Consider the following 1609-nt stretch of genomic DNA (forward strand, 5'->3'; position numbering starts at 1 on the left):
AAAAAACAAATAAAGCAAAACGTATTATAAACGTACTTAAAATTGCTTATAGAAGGTATTTCAGAGGTTATTCAACAATAGAGATGCAACATATTAGAGTTAATGTAATGAACCCAAATTCCTTTGATTATGTGATCAGAAGAAAAATATTTGTTGAAGGAATATATACTTATTTTTATTTTTGTTCATGGAAAAGATTTATTTTAAGAATGAAAGGTAAAGATTACAATTCAGAACTTATAATAACTTATATAAAAGTAATGACCTTAAAATCTTATTATATGGATAAAGCTATTTTAGATAACCCAATAGATTATGATGATTTAGTTAATAAGTTTAGTTCAAGATTAGGTACAAAAGATTATGCAAATTTATATAGTCTATTTGAAATTTCAGAAATCGATTATATGGAAAAAGTCCTAGATAATTTTGAGATTGCTAACACAGTATATAATTTACATTAATAAATAATTCTATAGATAAAAGAGAGGTAGGAATTATGACAATGAATTTACCACCTGAAATAATTGCAGCTGCACTACAACCAATATCAACGGGAATAAGTGCAGGTCTTAATAGTATTAGTACAAGAATAAAAACTGCTAAAACATCGAGTGATAAACAAGAAACAATTAATGAGTTAGAGAATATAATTAATGAATTAATTGAAAATCAAAATGAACTTGTAAGAAACGTAAGTATTTTACAAAATCAAATTGCTATGCAAACCATCTCTGATGAAGATTTAAATTTCATCACAGAAAACTTAATTCCTTTAGTTAAAAATCTTCTTGAACAAACTAGTAAGACTCCCGAGGAATTAGACAAATTAAATGAAAATATCTCTTTATTTGAATCTTTAATTTCAACAAAACTTTTAAAAATATTACAGTTAGTCGGTTTTAATATTAAAGAAGCAGTTGGTATCCCTTCAACAGAACTAGTAAAACATTTAATTCAAAATAATAATGATAATACACAAACAACAGAAACTGATTTACAACTTAAAGCACTTGAGTACACTATGGAAATGAGTAAACTTGCTGCTGATCCAGAAGCATATGAAAGGTATATAAACTTACTAGAAAAAAATCAATAACATTCGTACGTATTGAGTTTATAAATAATATGGCGATTATGTTAAGTACAGTATTACAAATTAAATTTTAAAAATAAAGATAAGCTAAACAACAATTATAGGTTGTTCAGCTTATCTTTTATACCTATTAGCCCCCACAAAATTATCAAGATAGCTACTAAAAAGACTATTATTAATGTTCCAAAAAATAATAAAGTCGCAGTGAATTCTCCAGGACTGATCATGTGAAAAATAGTTAATAAAATAAATATTCCACTTAAGACAGCTAAAAAATAAAAATAGTTGCCCTTTTTTATTTTTTTATCTAACTGTTTAACCATTCTAGGGTCTCCTTTCATTAATTCGTCTAAGGAAATAGCATAGATCTCGCTAATTAAAACAAGACTATTAATATCAGGTAAGTTTCGACCATTTTCCCAATTTGAAATAGTTTGCCGTGATACATGTATTTTTTCTGCTACTTCTTCTTGAGTCATTTGTAGTTCGTTTCTTTTTTGTTTTAATCTAGTC

General features: G+C 26.2%; 2 protein-coding genes and 1 pseudogene. 2 read left to right on the forward strand and 1 reads right to left on the reverse strand.

What is annotated here, in order from left to right:
- Both BM057_RS11805 and BM057_RS11435 read left to right on the forward strand, forming a co-directional pair.
- Positions 1 to 464 (forward strand): annotated as a pseudogene (locus BM057_RS11805) (hypothetical protein); the annotation flags it as partial.
- Between the two features lie 41 nt (positions 465 to 505).
- Positions 506 to 1099: a hypothetical protein gene (locus BM057_RS11435; RefSeq protein ID WP_092093898.1), complete on the forward strand. Its 594-nt coding sequence runs from the start codon at positions 506 to 508 to the stop codon at positions 1097 to 1099.
- Between the two features lie 95 nt (positions 1100 to 1194).
- Here BM057_RS11435 and BM057_RS11440 read toward each other — a convergent pair.
- A partial coding sequence (locus BM057_RS11440; protein ID WP_092093900.1) for a helix-turn-helix domain-containing protein occupies positions 1195 to 1609 on the reverse strand: 415 nt, incomplete at its 5' end.

Source organism: Pisciglobus halotolerans (assembly GCF_900113675.1).
GTDB lineage: Bacteria > Bacillota > Bacilli > Lactobacillales > Carnobacteriaceae > Pisciglobus > Pisciglobus halotolerans.

What these genes read in the sequence shown, in the direction of transcription:
- BM057_RS11435 (WP_092093898.1), top strand. Translation starts at nt 506, where the DNA reads ATGAATTTACCACCTGAAATAATTGCAGCTGCACTACAACCAATATCA.